The organism is Staphylococcus equorum, assembly GCF_029024965.1.
Taxonomy (GTDB): domain Bacteria; phylum Bacillota; class Bacilli; order Staphylococcales; family Staphylococcaceae; genus Staphylococcus; species Staphylococcus equorum.
Genome location: NZ_CP118982.1, coordinates 1,088,574 through 1,102,835 on the forward strand (window position 1 = coordinate 1,088,574; position 14,262 = coordinate 1,102,835).

Genomic DNA, 14,262 nt, shown 5'->3' on the forward strand with positions numbered 1-14,262 from the left:
AGAAGGATGAACGTGAAGTTTAAAGATAGCGAAAATGATGATGTGTTTTTATCATATAAAAATGACGAAAATCATGCTGATGGTAACCATGTCCTGATTATACCTATATATCAAGGACAATTGCTGTTTACCAATCATAAAATAAGAGGTATAGAGTTTCCTGGTGGCAAAAAAGAATTAGGAGAATCCAGTGAAGTAGCAGCAGCTAGAGAATTGTTCGAGGAAACAGGTGCAACGATAAAAAAGTGTAATTATATTGCGCAATATCGTGTAGTAAGGCAAAATGGATTAAGCTTTACTAAAGATGTATTTATGGTTGTCGTTAAGGATGTAGAGCAACAACAAGACTATTTAGAAACAAATGGACCTTTATTTTATAATAATGTTTATGATATTCCAGAAGAACGCAAAAGCTACTTATTGAAAGATGCAGCAATTTTACAATGTTTAGAGAGAGTGATGGAGCTTGGATTTTATTCATAGAAAACGTATGCCAGTTGAATCATCAACACATTTTTTTGAAGAAGTCACATATCATGTGGATGCTTTAAAAGTGCGTGGTCTCTTAATGGCACCTATAGCTAATGTAGAAAGAATTGTTATTTATTTGCGAGGTGGAAAAGGGCAAGTAGGTATGGTACGTACAGGACGTTTAATGCAATTTGCAAACGATCATACATTAGTTTTCGGTCCTTATTATCGTGGGAATAATGGCAGTGAAGGTAAAGATGCATTTTACGGTGCGGATTTAAACGACGTTACTGTTGCTATTAAAATATTAAATTGTATGTATCCAAAAGCACATATTCATATGGTTGGATTTTCTAGAGGTGGTCTACAAGGGTTATTAACGTTTCAAGATTTACCGATATCTAGTTATATAATTTGGGGTGGAGTCTCTGATATATATTTAATGTATGAAGAACGTGTTGACTTAAGAGGAATGCTTAAACGTATGATTGGTCATCCTAAAAAGAACGCTGATGCGTATAGGCAACGAGATGCAGTTTCCCAAATTACTAAGGATAGCCCACCAATTTTAATAGTACACGGTGGAAAAGATTATCAAGTTGGTATTCATCAAGCATATTATTTAGCGGAAAAATTAGAGCGTATAGGTGCGACTTATCGTACGTTTTATCAAATGGAAGAAGGGCATATTCCTAGGCCGTTTGCATTAAAATCTACATTGTCGACCATCAAACAATGGATGACAGATGTTGAAGCCCAGCATATTAAACAAAATTATAATGAACAATAAAAAGCATGAACTACAAATTCTTTCGTAGTTCATGCTTTTTTTATTTATTTAACTTATTTGAAACCGCCATTGTTAGCTAAATCTTCTACTTCTGTACCGAATTTTTCAAAATTATGTTTAAAACGATTAATTAAATCTTGAGCTTGCTCTCTATATGCTTCTGGCTTACTCCAAGCATTAATAGGGTTTAATAATGTCTGAGGTACACCTTCAATTTCTAATGGGATATCTAATCCGAACATATCATCTTTAATATATTCTATTTCACTTAATTGTCCAGTAATAGCTTGGTTTACCATTTGTCTTGTATAGTTAAGGCTGATACGACGTCCGAGCCCATATTGGCCACCAGTCCAACCCGTGTTAACTAGATAAACGTCTACGTCATGTTCATCAATTAAATCTCCTAATAGGTCTGCATATACTTTTGCGTTGAGAGGTAAGAATGGTGAACCGAAACAAGTTGAGAATGATGGTTCTGGCTCTGTAACACCACGTTCTGTACCAGCTAATTTAGCTGTGAAGCCGCTTAGGAAATGGTACATTGCTTGATCTTTAGATAATTTAGAAATAGGTGGTAATACACCAAAAGCATCAGCAGTTAAGAAAATAATTGTATTCGGATGTGCTGCTTTAGAGGGTGTCACGATATTATCGATATGATCAATTGGATAAGCGGCTCTTGTATTTTCAGTGTAATAGTTATCATCGAAGTCTACATCACCATCTTCATCGACAACTACGTTTTCTAAAATAGTACCATATTTAATTGCGTCGTAAATTTGTGGTTCCTTTTTATATGAAAGGTTAATTGCTTTAGCATAACAGCCGCCTTCAATATTGAAAATGCCGTTTTCATTCCAACCATGCTCATCATCACCAATCAGTTTACGTGTTGGGTCAGCAGAAAGTGTTGTTTTACCTGTACCGGATAATCCGAAGAACAAAGCAACATCACCTTTATCGCCAACATTAGCTGAACAGTGCATGCTCATGATTTTATCTTTAGGGAGTAAGTAGTTCATTACTGAGAATATGCCTTTTTTCATTTCTCCAGCATATTCAGTGCCACCAATCAATATTACTTTATGTTTGAAAGAGGTAATTATAAATGTTTCGGAGTTTGTGCCGTCAACTTCAGGAACTGCTTTAAAAGAAGGTGCTGAAACAATAGTGAAATCAGATTTGATTTCGCTAGCTTCTTCTCTAGTACTTGGGCGAATGAACATATTTTGTGCGAATAAATTATGCCAAGCTAATTCATTAATCACTGTGAGTTCTAATTGTGAATCTTCATCACTACCTGCATAACCCTTAAATACATAAAGTTCATCTTTTTTGTTTAAATGGGCTAAAACTTTATCATACAAATTTAAGAAAGTTTCTTCTTCGATAGGTTGATTTATGTTACCCCAATCGATGTCATCTCTATAAGATGGTTCATTTACAATAAACTTATCTTTTGGAGAACGACCTGTGTATTTACCTGTTTTAGCGTTAATTGCTCCAAGTTCAGTCAATGCGCCTTCATCATTATTTAAAATTTTGTTATACAACTGTGTTGTAGATAATTGAAATAATGATGATGGTTTGTCCAATATACTTTCAATCTTGCTTGTGTATGTGTATGTATCTACCGCCATACTAATCCCTCCAACGCTATTTAGTTAATGTAAGCCTTTACAATTAAAGAGTATAACACATATGTATTATTAGTCCACATCATATTAAAAGGAAATTTAAATAAATAATAATAATTGTTAAATTGACAATATATCATAGATTAGGTACTATAGGACTTAACGGATTCTCTTATCCTGAGTGGCGGAGGGACATGGACCCAATGAAGCCCAGCAACCTCTTCTTAATACGAAGAAAGGTGCCAAACCGTTTGCAGACATATATCGTCTGAACGATAAGAGCGAATGGACGTATAAGGGCCTTCTCTCTATTTAATATAGTGATGAAGGCCCTTTTTAATGAGCTCAACAGAGAGAGAATTTTCGTAATTTAAAACTAAAGGAGCAAATTATGACATACAATAGAAGATTATTTACTTCAGAATCTGTAACAGAAGGGCACCCAGATAAAATAGCGGATCAAGTATCTGATGCAATATTAGATGAGATATTAAAAGACGATCCTAATGCAAGGGTAGCTTGTGAAACTACGGTAACTACTGGTATGGCGTTAATTTCAGGTGAAATATCTACAACAACTTATGTTGATATTCCAAAAGTAGTAAGGGAAACAATTAAAGAGATTGGTTACACACGTGCAAAATATGGGTATGACAGTCAAACTATGGCCGTATTAACAGCAATTGATGAGCAATCTCCTGACATCGCGCAAGGTGTTGACACAGCATTAGAGTATCGTAATGATGTTTCTGAAGAAGAAATTGAAGCAACTGGTGCTGGCGACCAAGGCTTAATGTTTGGTTATGCTACGAATGAAACGGATACGTATATGCCTTTACCAATCTTCTTATCACATCAACTCGCTAAGAAATTATCTGATGTGCGTAAAGATGAAATATTAAAATATTTACGCCCAGATGGGAAAGTACAAGTAACAGTTGAATATGATGAACAGGATAAACCACAACGTATAGACACTATCGTTGTTTCTACGCAACATGCAGAAGATACTGAATTGCAACAAATACAAGATGACATTAAAGCGCACGTCATTTATCCAACAGTGCCTGAAAATCTATTAGATGAAGACACTAAATTTTATATTAATCCTACTGGTCGTTTTGTGATTGGTGGTCCTCAAGGAGATGCTGGACTTACTGGTCGTAAAATTATTGTAGACACATATGGTGGTTATGCACGTCATGGCGGCGGTTGTTTCAGTGGTAAGGACCCAACAAAAGTTGACCGTTCTGCTGCCTATGCTGCACGTTATGTAGCTAAAAATATTGTAGCGGCTAAATTAGCAGACAAATGTGAAGTACAATTAGCATACGCAATTGGGGTTGCTGAACCAGTTTCAATTTCTATTGATACATTTGGAACAAGTAGTGTCAGTGAAAATGAATTAGTGGAAGCGGTACGTAAGCATTTTGACTTAAGACCTGCTGGCATTATTAAAATGTTAGATTTAAAACACCCAATCTATAAACAAACAGCTGCCTATGGTCACTTTGGCCGTACAGATATCTTATTGCCATGGGAAAAATTAGATAAAGTAAACTTATTAAAAGATTCTGTAGAAGTATAATAAACTAAAATTTAATTTTATGGACTTTTCTATCGAATGATGAGCTATTATCTATTATAATTAAGTTACTGAACACATAAAGGAGCGTTTTTGTTATGAATTCATTAGGGCCAATAGAAATTGGTTTAATCGTGGCAATCATCGTAGCAGTCATTTGTTTGATATTATTTATGCTTGCTTTAAAAAGTAAAAAGAAAGCGCAAAAAAAGGCTGAAGAGCAATATAAATCTAGAGAACAAAAATTAAGCGATGAACATGAGGAAGAGTTGGAAAAAGAAAGAATAGAAAATAAAAAAACTGTAACAAAACAAAAGGAAGAATATGCAGCTACAGTTAGTTCTAAAGACAGAGAAATTGATGCCTTGAAATTATTTTCTAAGAACCATAGTGAATATGTAACTGACATGAGATTGATTGGTATCCGTGAACGTCTTGTAAATGAGAAAAGAATTCGTCCTGAAGATATGCATATTATGGCTAATATATTTTTACCTAGAAATGAATTTAGCGACGTTCAACGTATTAGCCACTTAGTACTGACACGTACTGGTCTATACATCATAGATTCACAGTTATTGAAAGGGCATGTATATAATGGCGTTAGCGCAGCCCAATTCAAAGAACAACCAATGATGGAGCAGGTATTTAATACTTTATATCTTGATAAGCACACGCCACAAACGCTTGTATTAGATAAGAATGAAGATGCGGAATCATTATCGTTTGTAAATTATACATCGCATTTAAATGAAATAGAAAAACTTGCCGGTGATATTCAAACAGAACTTAATTTAAAATTCACACCAACTACTATTTTATACTTCAATCCTAAAAATGAAGGTGCTGTAACGATTTCAAATTATGCACAAAGTTCAAATACTAAGGTACTAGTGGGTGCAGAGCAACTTGATGAGTTCTTTAATAAATTTGTATTCCACGGTCGAATTCAATACAATGTTGAAGATTTGCAACGTGTTATGGATGAAATAGAAACATTTAATTAATGTGAAATACTTAATTTTAAAAAGATAGGTAACCATACAGGTTATCTATCTTTTTGTTGGAGTTTTAAATGCACAAACAATGTGTTTTATGGATTAATACAATATAATTTGGTTATTTAAAGTCCTTTTAATTTATAATTTAAAGAAAATTGATTAATATAATAGTTATCTAAATAGAAAAGGGGATTTTAATTTGGAAAATGTAACTTTTTATAATGGCAATGAAATGCCAATTGTTGGTTTAGGTACTTTTCGTGTCGAAAACAGTGACGAATGTAAAATGTCAGTAAAACATGCGATAGAAAATGGTTACACACATATAGATACTGCAATGGTGTATGAAAATGAAGAAAAAGTAGGGGAAGGTATTGCAGAAGGTTTAGCAGCTATAGGTAAAAATAGAAGTGATTTGTTTATCACATCTAAATTATGGTTAGCAGATTATGGCCGTGAAAATGTTACAGATGCTTATGAAACGAGTTTAAAGAAACTTGGATTAGATTACCTAGACTTGTATCTCATGCATTGGCCGGGTACAGATGAAGCTTTAATGATAGACACTTGGCAAGGTATGGAAGACTTATATAAAAATGACAGAGTAAAAAATATTGGAGTAAGTAATTTTGAAACGGCGCATTTTGAAGCCTTGTTAGCCCAAGTTTCTATTAAACCTGTGATAAACCAAGTTGAATTCCATCCATATTTATTGCAAGAATCATTAAGAAGATATTTAGAAGTACAGAATATTCATATGGAATCATGGTCACCACTTATGAATGCGCAAATTTTAGAAGATGATACTGTAAGAAATGTTGCAACTGAAGTAGGAAAATCACCAGCACAAGTGATTATTCGTTGGAACATAGAACATGGTGTTGTAGTAATACCTAAATCAGTGACACCTTCTAGAATAGAAGAAAATTTAAATGTATTTGATTTCCAATTAACATCAGCACAAATTGAAAAATTAGATAAACTCAATGAGGATAGAAGAATCGGTCCAGATCCATCTGAATATAGTGGACACTAGTATTAAAAGAAGTGACCGTTACAAATTCGCAATTCCTAAATAAAAAAGCCCAATCTATTAGTTTTTTTAATAGATTGGGCTTTTTAACTATTTTTCTTTTGAAGGTGTGTGCTTAACTATTTTATAAAAGAGATGGTGATTGAGTTTATTAATAATTATTGTATTTATATGCATCTGAATTTCAATTAATCGGCTAAATCATGATGTATCCTAATAAACAGGCTGAAAATGACACGGCATATTGTAGTAAAGAATAAATTAAAAAAATAAATATGTTCTTTTCAGTTATTAATAATTTGACTAACTCTGAAGATAAAGTAGAAAATGTCGTTAATCCGCCGAGAACGCCGACAATTGCAAAGGGATGGACCCAATCTATATTTAATGTCATACCCATCAATAAACCGATTATTAAACTGCCTAATATATTAACGATTGGCGTTGCAATAGGTAACTTACTACTAAATCTACTTGTACAAACGTTAGTAATCACTCCTCTGATTACAGCTCCGAGACCGCCACCTAACATAACTAACAGTAATTGTGTCATGATAAACGAGCCCCCAATTTTACCCCGAAATAACAGACGAGTATACCTATAATATAACTACTTAAAGCGTATAAAATCATTAATAAATATGCCTGTTGTTCTAAAAATGAAACGAGCTCAAATTGAAAAGTAGAAAAAGTAGTGAGTGCGCCTAAAAATCCAGTAGTTATACCTTTTTTAAGTAATGGATTATTTCTAAAATACTTTATTGTCAAAGTTCCAATAAGGCCCATTAAGAAAGCACCAACAATATTAGCAATAAATGTGCCTGTTGGAAATTCAGCAGTTTGATTGATGAATGTTAATAGATATCTTAGTAGAGCACCAATCGCACCACCTATAAAAATATATAAGTATTGCATTGTTTTTATTCTTCCTCTCGACAAAAAATAAAAAACTACAAAAGTATTATAACTTTTGTAGCATTAATTAGAAAATAATACCAAATGTTGAAAGTGAAGCAACGATATGGATGATAAGCACTACTAATATTACGTAAGGTAATATCTTACTAGCTTTTCTAACCCACCCAGAATTTTCATGTAAGTGTTTAATTGATTTATCTGCTAAAATAATTGAAATTATTAAAATAATAGCGTTAATAATACTACAAACAAAAATTAATTTGATCATTGAACTAAAATGCATAGTAATTAGAGGATTTCTAGTATTAAAATACAAGCTAATAATAACCAATAAACTAGATAAATAAAAATAAAGTTTTGAACGTGCCATAGTTACCTCCTAGTACAATTCATTAAATAATAATACCATAGATTTACAAAAAATTAACTAATTTGTAAATTTAGAATATATATAAATTTAGATTTACTGTAAATCATAACTGAATAGAGCTTCAAGTACGCGTAATGCTTCTTTTTACTCTAAAGATTTTGACAATTCAAGCAAAAAATTAGAATTTATTGATTAATGGTGGTATAAATGAGTTGTATGGTTAATAACCGTTATAAAAATAATTCTTTATTGAATTATTTATTTAAGTCAGGAGGAATTAGTAATGGCAAAATTAAATGTTGAAGTGTTTGCAGATGGTGCAGATATTGAAGAAATGAAAACAGCTTATAAAAATAAACAAGTAGATGGTTTTACTACTAACCCTAGTTTAATGGCAAAAGCAGGTGTAACAGACTATAAAGCTTTCGCAGAAGAAGCTGTTCGTGAAATTCCTGATGCTTCTATTTCATTCGAAGTATTCGCAGATGATTTAGAAACAATGGAAAAAGAAGCTGAGATTTTGAAACAATATGGTAAAAACGTATTTGTTAAAATTCCAGTTGTAAACACAAAAGGTGAATCAACTATTTCTCTAATTAAAAAATTATCAGCAGACAATGTGCGTTTAAATGTAACTGCTGTTTATACTTTAGATCAAGTTAAAGAAATTACAGAAGCTGTAACAGAAGGTGTTCCAACTTATGTATCAGTATTTGCTGGTCGTATTGCTGATACTGGGGTAGATCCAGTTCCATTGATGAAAGATGCAGCAGAAGTTACACATAGTAAAAAAGGCGTTAAATTACTTTGGGCAAGCTGTCGTGAAGTAATCAATGTAATCCAAGCGGATGAAGTGGGCGCAGATATCATTACATGTCCTGCAGACGTTGTGAAAAAAGTAAATAACAACCTTGGCCGTGATGTTAACGAATTATCAGTTGATACAGTACAAGGATTTGCTAAAGATATTCAAAGTTCAGGATTATCTATTCTTTAATAGAAGATTAAGAAATTTAAATTTCAGATAATAATAGGCTGAGGCAATTCATTCTAAATGAGTTGCCTCAGCTTTTTTATTGAGCATAAGTATAGGATGCTAAGATATCTGTTATACTGTTGAATGTCTTGAATTTCAAATACATATAACTACTTGTTCAATTAAACTATGAATAATAAAGAGGGGAAGATTATTTATGAAAATACAACAACCCAAAATTAGTGCAAATTTAGAACTTAAAGAATTAGAAGAAATTTTTCAAGATGAAGATGATATAGTTGAAGTCGCGAAAATAGAAAATGCTAATTTAAGTAATAAAGTTTTACAAAGATTTGTAGTTTATGGTTCTTATATCAAGGATTGTGATTTTTCTAACTCTGATTTAGGTCGCGCTGATTTTACAGATGTTATTTTTGAAAATTGTGATTTTTCGAATACGAAAATGGATCATGGCTCCATACATAGAGTGACATTTAAAAACTGCCGTATGACAGGAACTTTATTTAATTATATGAGATTTGGCAATATAGTATTTGATGAAGTGAAAGCTGATTTTATAAGTGTTGTGGATTCTAAAATAGAAGCACTAGTGACCCAAAAAAGTAACTTTGAAAATGCAGAATTTCATAATTCAACTTTGAAAAAGGTAGTTTTTGATGATAGTAACTTTGAAAATGCAGAATTTCATAATTCAACTTTGAAAAAGGTAGTTTTTGATGATAGTAACTTAGAGCATTTATCAATTTATCAAACCCCATTAAAAGGTTGTGATTTAAGCCAATCTTATTTTGAGTCATTTGTGGTTAACAAAGAAGACTTATTAGGTTGTAAAGTTTCTAGAAATCAAGCTGTACAATTTGCTGCATTAATGGGCTTAGTTATCGTAGAGTAGATAATATAACAATCAATAAAATTAAAGATAATAAAAATATTTTAAAATTTAATTGAATAACCTAGATAATTGATTTATTATTTAATGAGTATAAAGTTCTGCGTAAGTTCTAAAGGAGAAACATTTATGAAACTAGATATCTTTAAACAAAAAGTTAAAAAGCAATTATGGTTTTTAAATAAAAAAGAAAAAAATCAATTGAATGAAGTGTTAGAAGAAGTTACTAAGTCTAGTGATGGACAAAGTTTAAATCGTCCTATTGCATTTTCAAACCAATTTTTAAAGGAATATGTCTTTAAAGAGAAAGTTGTATCATCAACACAATTATTTGCATTGCTTATAGGTATTTTAATCACTTATATCGTGCTATTAGGTTTGTTTTTATTTGGGTTTTTGACAAGTCTATCATCTGTACAGTACTTTATTAAACCTGAAGTGCAATTATCTACTACAACTGTTATTTTGACCTTGATTGGCTCAATATTACTATTAATCGTCAGTTTATATTTGATTAAAATGGTAACAGCTTATTTTACGAAAAAATTATTAGAATATAAACATAATAAGGCGTTATAGTTGGATAGCGCTATGTTGAATGGTGAGAAAGCGTTAAACTTTCTTGCCATTTTTTATGAATAAATAGATAGGGAGCATTGACTGTAATATAGGTAGCGTTCTCAAAATATATAATTGTTTGTGTCCCCTTTGACTTTAGTCCCGTGATTGGAATTGCATTAATATAATATTGAATTGGTGAGCGCTGTGGCTTTATTGGGAATAATGTTATATCGCTATTAATAAATATTGGAACGAGTTTACGTATTTTTAGTAAATGTTTGGCTTGTTTTGTCTGAAGAGTTAAAGATAAATGTCTTGATTCTAAAAAATACTGTAATGTGAGATTAATTGTAGTAGGGTAAGTGAATTGGTGTGTCGTATATTGGCTTATTGTTAATATTTCTGGCCCAACAACTGTTTTGAAATAGAGTAGTTTAGTAAGTGGAGTCATATCATATTCACCTCAATCATGGGTATAAAATTTTAAATGTTTTTGTCGAATTCGTTTTTGATAGTTTTTTAAAGTTGAGACAGAACAATTAAGAAGTTTTGCAATTTCATATTGTTTAAGTCCTGCAAATTTTAATAGTAGCCATTGCTGTTCTTTATCAGTCAATAACGATAAAAATTGTTGAAATACTAGCATGTTGTCATAATCATCATTAATTAAAGAAGATTTAACTTCTTGTTCTGAAATATCAACTAGAGTTAGAGCTTGGTGTTTGCGGAAAAGGTCTATCAAATAGAAATTTAATCGTGAATATAAGAAAGTGTTTAATGAGCTGCGTTTTTGTGAATTGTAGATTTTACTTAGCTCCCACATTTTAATTAAGAGGAGTTGAGCATATTCATCATAATTGTACTGAATATTGTATTTTTTTAATAGATAATGAATAATATATTTGTATTTTTTATAAACTTCTTCGAAGGTCATTCATTCTCTCCATTGTCGTATATACAACATGTATTTCCGGATGTTATTATTTTATTATAAGAAATAGTAATTTTCATTTGCCAAATAGGGATAATAGGTGTTAAATAGTAGTCATAAGATAGATAAATTTTAAGTTTTATAACATTAGCGCGTATTCAACTTAAAGATATAACACTTTAGAGGTATATTATTATCTTCGGACAATTATCAGGAGGTTTATATGGATTACGCATATTTAAATTTAGAACATTTTTTTGCAAGGCATGATGATTTGGATCTGATTAAAGATAAATCAGATTTTGTTATGATAAACAACATGGCAAAAGAAATGATGTATCGGGACGGGGAAATAGAAGGTACGATTGATTTAAATCGTTATTTTTATAAAAATAGATCACAAGCTGCAAGCTTTATTATAATGGATTATTATAAAAGTCAAGAGTAATGAAATTAAAATTTCATTACTTTTTTTATGAATATGTAACAACGTTCATATTAAATTGTCTGTTCAAGTAATTAGTGTTAAACTTTATTATCGGATAGCTTTAAAGCTATGATACATATGACGAAGGCGTGTCCTTCCTAATTATTACCTAAGAGGTGTAAACATGACGAAGCATAAAAAAGGCTCAATTCTATCAATCATTGGTTTATTGATAGTCTTAGGTGTAGCTGCGGTTGTTGTTTTTTCAATGATCTCAGATCAAATCTTTTTTAAAGAAGTTGACGAACAAGAAAAAGTGGAAAATCTTAAAGTAACTTTGGATAAAGCATCTAAAAAACAAATCGATAATTATACTAGCCAACAAATTTCAAGTAAAGATAATAAAACATGGAGAGATGCGTCATCTACTGAGATAAAATCTGCGATGAATAGTAGTGAATTTATTGAAAGTGATACGCAAAAATACCAATTTTTAGAATTAGATAAGTATCAAGGTATTGATGAAAATAGAATAAAACGTATGCTCATAGATAACCCTACACTGTTAGAGCATTCAGATGATTTTATAAAAGCCGCACAAGACAAGCACGTTAATGAAGTTTATTTAATTTCACATGCGCTACTTGAAACAGGCTCTGCTAAAAGTGAACTTGCAAGTGGTGTAGAAATTGATGGTAAAAAATATTATAACTTCTTTGGTGTAGGTGCACTTGATGAAGATCCAATTAAAACAGGTTCAGAATATGCTAAAAAACATGGCTGGGACACACCACAAAAAGCAATTAGTGGTGGGGCTAACTTTATTCATGATCACTTTTTATCTAATGAAGATCAAAACACGCTTTATAGTATGAGATGGAACCCTAAAAATCCAGGAGAACATCAATATGCTACAGACATTAAGTGGGCTGAAAGTAATGCGACTTTAATGGCTCATTTCTATGAAGATATGAAAACAGAAGGCAAATATTATAAATATTTTGTTTATAAAGATGATGAAAAACACAAAAAATAGATAAGCGTTTGAAATAATAATTTCTACTACAATAGAAAATTAAGAGAACGTAGATAAGAGGCTGATACAAAATACATGTATCAGCCTCAATTATTATATTGGCAGTGGCTGACTGATTTGAAAATGCGCTTTTATCAAGCTTTTAAAGAACTACTACTTCATTTATGAAGAAAAGTAGTGCTTATGCAAGAGCTTCAACTCTTGTATTCCATTTTCTAGTCAGCTTTGCCGAACTGTCTCATACGACGAAATCTTGTTGAAAAATAGATTTCTGTCCCACTCCCATCAGGCTGTCGACAAAGCCCCTGACTTTGTCGACAGTCTTTTGTGCAGGCTTTCCGCGGCACTACCTTAGACTGTGATCTTCGGCTAGTACTTTATAAACGAGTCAAAAGTCAGCCCAAATTACTGCCAATATTATAATATATACAAAAGAGTCTCCAATTTTGGAAACTCTTTATTGTTATTCTATTTTATTTTTTTGGCTTATAAGAATGAAGAACATGAGTGCTGATATAAACACTTTTATAGTAAATTTCATATTATCACTTCCTAGTCTATGCCAACATATTAACATTAATTGGGTTTGAAGATACATCGATAACTACTCACAAGTGCATATACTGTGCATTATTCTTTTTCAAAGTAATTGTGCTCTTTTAAAAATTCTTCTGCAACAACTGCTGGTTCTTTGCCTTCTCCATCTGCTTCATAATTTAATTTTTGCATTTGCTCCGTACTTATTTTATCGTTTAATTTATTAAGTGCTTTCCTAACTTCTGGTTGCTCTTTTAAAAGTTTGTTTGGTGCTACAGCACTTGCATCATATGTTGGGAAGAACTTTTTATCGTCTTCAAGTACTACTAAATCATAAGCTGCAATTCTACCATCGGTCGTATAGCCTAGTGCAACATCTAATTTTTTGCTTTTCAAAGCATCGTAAACGAGTCCAATTTGCATCGGTTTAATTGAATTAAAAGCAAAACCATAATGCTCTTGGAAAGGTGCGTATCCATCACCACCACGTTTAATCCAAGTTGTATCTGTTCCTACGTCTACTTCATCTTTTACTTTTTCTAAATCTGAAACAGTCTGTAAATCATATTTTTCTGCAGTTTCTTTAGTTACCATAAAGGCAAAGGTATTTTCAAAACCATATGAATCAAAAAAGGTCTGATTAAATTTTTGCTGAAACAACTTTTTAGTTAAATCCATCGCTTTTTTAGGATCAGTAATGGGCTCAGACTCAAGGACACCCACTAAATCTGTTCCAGTATATCGGGTGCTCGAGATATCTGCATCGCCATTCATTAGTGCATTATGCTGGATTGTTGCTGAGCCTAAGTTATTAATGATTGAACCTTTAATTTCACCTTCTGTATCATGTTCGATAAGGTTTATTATCATATATGCCATGATTTGAGATTCACTCGTAGCCAACGCTGAAACTTTAATCTCGTCCTTTGACTGGCTACCACCAAGCCCTGGCAATCCACAACCGGATAATAATATTGTGCTTGCTATAATTAAAAAAAATAAATGTTTTGAAAATTTCATTGTCTAGCTCCTTAAAATAAGTACAGAAATAATATTTTGATGAATATATTAATATT

The 14,262-nt window shown here is 31.8% G+C and carries 17 protein-coding genes and 1 riboswitch; of the genes, 10 read left to right on the forward strand and 7 right to left on the reverse strand.

Going from position 1 to position 14,262, the window contains the following annotated elements:
• The first annotated feature begins 6 nt into the window (after window positions 1-6).
• Together ytkD and PYW44_RS05355 are read left to right on the forward strand one after the other, a co-directional pair.
• On the forward strand, window positions 7-483 hold the full coding sequence (gene ytkD / locus PYW44_RS05350) for an RNA deprotection pyrophosphohydrolase (RefSeq protein WP_002507270.1): 477 nt from the start codon (window positions 7-9) through the stop codon (window positions 481-483).
• Window positions 467-1,261 carry an alpha/beta hydrolase family protein gene (locus tag PYW44_RS05355; RefSeq protein WP_021339025.1) on the forward strand — a complete coding sequence of 265 codons (795 nt, stop codon included), beginning with the start codon at window positions 467-469 and terminating at the stop codon, window positions 1,259-1,261. The genes ytkD and PYW44_RS05355 overlap by 17 nt, the downstream gene beginning before the upstream one ends.
• Before the next feature lie 53 nt (window positions 1,262-1,314).
• Here PYW44_RS05355 and pckA read toward each other — a convergent pair whose 3' ends face one another.
• Window positions 1,315-2,904 (reverse strand): phosphoenolpyruvate carboxykinase (ATP), encoded by a 1,590-nt coding sequence (gene pckA / locus PYW44_RS05360; protein WP_115075978.1) that lies wholly within the window; start codon window positions 2,902-2,904, stop codon window positions 1,315-1,317.
• 166 nt (window positions 2,905-3,070) lie between these two features.
• Window positions 3,071-3,183: riboswitch (SAM riboswitch) on the forward strand.
• Window positions 3,184-3,292: 109 nt separating this feature from the next.
• On the opposite strand from pckA, the gene metK reads away from it, so the two are divergent.
• The 3 genes from metK to PYW44_RS05375 all read left to right on the forward strand — a co-directional run bounded on the left by metK (window position 3,293) and on the right by PYW44_RS05375 (window position 6,523).
• The gene (gene metK, locus PYW44_RS05365) at window positions 3,293-4,489 is read left to right on the forward strand and encodes a methionine adenosyltransferase (RefSeq protein ID WP_002507273.1); all 1,197 of its coding nucleotides are present in this window, start codon (window positions 3,293-3,295) and stop codon (window positions 4,487-4,489) included.
• A 95-nt stretch (window positions 4,490-4,584) separates the two neighbouring features.
• Complete coding sequence (locus tag PYW44_RS05370; RefSeq protein ID WP_115075979.1) at window positions 4,585-5,493, forward strand: nuclease-related domain-containing protein; 909 nt, start codon at window positions 4,585-4,587, stop codon at window positions 5,491-5,493.
• 193 nt (window positions 5,494-5,686) lie between these two features.
• Window positions 5,687-6,523, forward strand: a complete 837-nt coding sequence (locus tag PYW44_RS05375; RefSeq protein ID WP_115075980.1) for an aldo/keto reductase — start codon at window positions 5,687-5,689, stop codon at window positions 6,521-6,523.
• A gap of 193 nt (window positions 6,524-6,716) precedes the next feature.
• Here the strand turns inward: PYW44_RS05375 and PYW44_RS05380 are convergent, their stop codons facing one another.
• The 3 genes from PYW44_RS05380 to PYW44_RS05390 form a co-directional block, all read right to left on the reverse strand.
• Entirely contained in the window at window positions 6,717-7,073 is a 357-nt protein-coding gene (locus PYW44_RS05380; RefSeq protein ID WP_021339027.1) for a fluoride efflux transporter FluC, read from the reverse strand.
• A complete protein-coding gene (gene crcB / locus PYW44_RS05385) occupies window positions 7,070-7,435 on the reverse strand; it encodes a fluoride efflux transporter CrcB (protein WP_021339028.1) in 366 nt (121 codons plus the stop codon). The genes PYW44_RS05380 and crcB overlap by 4 nt, the downstream gene beginning before the upstream one ends.
• A gap of 67 nt (window positions 7,436-7,502) precedes the next feature.
• A complete protein-coding gene (locus PYW44_RS05390; RefSeq protein ID WP_002507278.1) occupies window positions 7,503-7,808 on the reverse strand; it encodes a hypothetical protein in 306 nt (101 codons plus the stop codon).
• Between the two features lie 283 nt (window positions 7,809-8,091).
• Between PYW44_RS05390 and PYW44_RS05395 the strand changes: the two genes are divergently transcribed.
• The 3 genes from PYW44_RS05395 (at window position 8,092) to PYW44_RS05405 (ending at window position 10,273) form a co-directional block, all read left to right on the forward strand.
• Window positions 8,092-8,805: a transaldolase gene (locus PYW44_RS05395; RefSeq protein ID WP_002507279.1), complete on the forward strand. Its 714-nt coding sequence runs from the start codon at window positions 8,092-8,094 to the stop codon at window positions 8,803-8,805.
• Window positions 8,806-9,001: 196 nt separating this feature from the next.
• On the forward strand, window positions 9,002-9,697 hold the full coding sequence (locus PYW44_RS05400) for a pentapeptide repeat-containing protein (RefSeq protein WP_115075981.1): 696 nt from the start codon (window positions 9,002-9,004) through the stop codon (window positions 9,695-9,697).
• A gap of 126 nt (window positions 9,698-9,823) precedes the next feature.
• Complete coding sequence (locus PYW44_RS05405; protein WP_002507281.1) at window positions 9,824-10,273, forward strand: hypothetical protein; 450 nt, start codon at window positions 9,824-9,826, stop codon at window positions 10,271-10,273.
• A 10-nt stretch (window positions 10,274-10,283) separates the two neighbouring features.
• On the opposite strand, the gene PYW44_RS05410 is transcribed toward PYW44_RS05405, so the two are convergent.
• Together PYW44_RS05410 and PYW44_RS05415 are read right to left on the reverse strand one after the other, a co-directional pair.
• Window positions 10,284-10,706: a competence protein ComK gene (locus PYW44_RS05410; RefSeq protein ID WP_021339030.1), complete on the reverse strand. Its 423-nt coding sequence runs from the start codon at window positions 10,704-10,706 to the stop codon at window positions 10,284-10,286.
• A 12-nt stretch (window positions 10,707-10,718) separates the two neighbouring features.
• On the reverse strand, window positions 10,719-11,189 hold the full coding sequence (locus PYW44_RS05415; protein ID WP_065367463.1) for a sigma-70 family RNA polymerase sigma factor: 471 nt from the start codon (window positions 11,187-11,189) through the stop codon (window positions 10,719-10,721).
• Window positions 11,190-11,409: 220 nt separating this feature from the next.
• Here PYW44_RS05415 and PYW44_RS05420 point away from each other — a divergent pair, with 220 nt between their 5' ends.
• Both PYW44_RS05420 and sagB read left to right on the forward strand, forming a co-directional pair.
• Window positions 11,410-11,634, forward strand: a complete 225-nt coding sequence (locus PYW44_RS05420) for a hypothetical protein (protein WP_002507285.1) — start codon at window positions 11,410-11,412, stop codon at window positions 11,632-11,634.
• Between the two features lie 163 nt (window positions 11,635-11,797).
• Complete coding sequence (gene sagB, locus PYW44_RS05425) at window positions 11,798-12,649, forward strand: peptidoglycan release complex glucosaminidase SagB (RefSeq protein WP_002507286.1); 852 nt, start codon at window positions 11,798-11,800, stop codon at window positions 12,647-12,649.
• 630 nt (window positions 12,650-13,279) lie between these two features.
• Here sagB and PYW44_RS05430 read toward each other — a convergent pair.
• Window positions 13,280-14,206 carry an osmoprotectant ABC transporter substrate-binding protein gene (locus tag PYW44_RS05430; RefSeq protein ID WP_021339033.1) on the reverse strand — a complete coding sequence of 309 codons (927 nt, stop codon included), beginning with the start codon at window positions 14,204-14,206 and terminating at the stop codon, window positions 13,280-13,282.
• Window positions 14,207-14,262: the final 56 nt, after the last annotated feature.

What these genes read in the sequence shown, in the direction of transcription:
- ytkD (WP_002507270.1), top strand. Translation starts at nt 7, where the DNA reads ATGAACGTGAAGTTTAAAGATAGCGAAAATGATGATGTGTTTTTATCA.
- pckA (WP_115075978.1), bottom strand. Translation starts at nt 2,904, where the DNA reads ATGGCGGTAGATACATACACATACACAAGCAAGATTGAAAGTATATTG.
- metK (WP_002507273.1), top strand. Translation starts at nt 3,293, where the DNA reads ATGACATACAATAGAAGATTATTTACTTCAGAATCTGTAACAGAAGGG.
- PYW44_RS05370 (WP_115075979.1), top strand. Translation starts at nt 4,585, where the DNA reads ATGAATTCATTAGGGCCAATAGAAATTGGTTTAATCGTGGCAATCATC.
- PYW44_RS05380 (WP_021339027.1), bottom strand. Translation starts at nt 7,073, where the DNA reads ATGACACAATTACTGTTAGTTATGTTAGGTGGCGGTCTCGGAGCTGTA.
- crcB (WP_021339028.1), bottom strand. Translation starts at nt 7,435, where the DNA reads ATGCAATACTTATATATTTTTATAGGTGGTGCGATTGGTGCTCTACTA.
- PYW44_RS05390 (WP_002507278.1), bottom strand. Translation starts at nt 7,808, where the DNA reads ATGGCACGTTCAAAACTTTATTTTTATTTATCTAGTTTATTGGTTATT.
- PYW44_RS05395 (WP_002507279.1), top strand. Translation starts at nt 8,092, where the DNA reads ATGGCAAAATTAAATGTTGAAGTGTTTGCAGATGGTGCAGATATTGAA.
- PYW44_RS05400 (WP_115075981.1), top strand. Translation starts at nt 9,002, where the DNA reads ATGAAAATACAACAACCCAAAATTAGTGCAAATTTAGAACTTAAAGAA.
- PYW44_RS05405 (WP_002507281.1), top strand. Translation starts at nt 9,824, where the DNA reads ATGAAACTAGATATCTTTAAACAAAAAGTTAAAAAGCAATTATGGTTT.
- PYW44_RS05410 (WP_021339030.1), bottom strand. Translation starts at nt 10,706, where the DNA reads ATGACTCCACTTACTAAACTACTCTATTTCAAAACAGTTGTTGGGCCA.
- PYW44_RS05415 (WP_065367463.1), bottom strand. Translation starts at nt 11,189, where the DNA reads ATGACCTTCGAAGAAGTTTATAAAAAATACAAATATATTATTCATTAT.
- PYW44_RS05420 (WP_002507285.1), top strand. Translation starts at nt 11,410, where the DNA reads ATGGATTACGCATATTTAAATTTAGAACATTTTTTTGCAAGGCATGAT.
- sagB (WP_002507286.1), top strand. Translation starts at nt 11,798, where the DNA reads ATGACGAAGCATAAAAAAGGCTCAATTCTATCAATCATTGGTTTATTG.
- PYW44_RS05430 (WP_021339033.1), bottom strand. Translation starts at nt 14,206, where the DNA reads ATGAAATTTTCAAAACATTTATTTTTTTTAATTATAGCAAGCACAATA.